At 48.2% G+C, this 635-nt stretch carries 1 protein-coding gene; it reads right to left on the bottom strand.

What is annotated here, in order from left to right:
* Window positions 1-107 precede the first annotated feature (107 nt).
* A partial coding sequence (locus ACTHUR_RS15320; protein WP_440399491.1) for a LutC/YkgG family protein occupies window positions 108-635 on the bottom strand: 528 nt, incomplete at its 5' end.

Genomic DNA, 635 nt, shown 5'->3' with positions numbered 1-635 from the left:
GTCCATCGCTGTGCGCAAGCTTCTACGCAAAGGTTTGTCTTGCAAAGAAATCGCGGCGTTTTGCTTGAACGTTTCCGGCTTAATATGGAATTTAATGGTTTGGGAACTCATGCTTTTTCCTCCAAATCGGCAGGGGAAATGTGATCAGGCAGAACGGCCAAAACCACTAAATCGCGCGGGCCGTGTGCACCATAGGCCAAAGTCAATTGAATATCGGCAGTCTTAGACGGGCCGGAAATCAAAATAACGTTGGTAGGCATGCCTTTTTCTACCAGTTTTTCGCCTTCAACAGCATTATGGAATTCGTTGTACATTTTGCTGGTGTCAAACAGGCAAAAATGCACAGGCGGCACCAAACTCAGGCTGCGCGGCTCGACAGGGCTGGACTCCAGCATAATCGTACCGGTACGGGCAATACCGCATTTAGAGCCGCTAAAACCAGCCTCAATATCGGTAAAGAATTCGTTTTTCCAGTCGTCGATTTTTCGCTCAAAACCACGCACTTCAATATTGGTATCGGCCAAAGCTGCACGAGCCAGCTGACCATGTTCTGTTTCCAAGGGAAGCAGAATGTTTTTCAAGCCTTTGCCTTCGGCTGCTTGGCGGAATACTTGCGGCCAGTTAGATTTAGTAAC

It is taken from the genome of Neisseria sp. P0021.S007 (assembly GCF_051956855.1).
The sequence above is the reverse complement of the archived record's forward strand: the minus strand, read 5'-3'. Positions and strand labels throughout refer to the sequence as shown.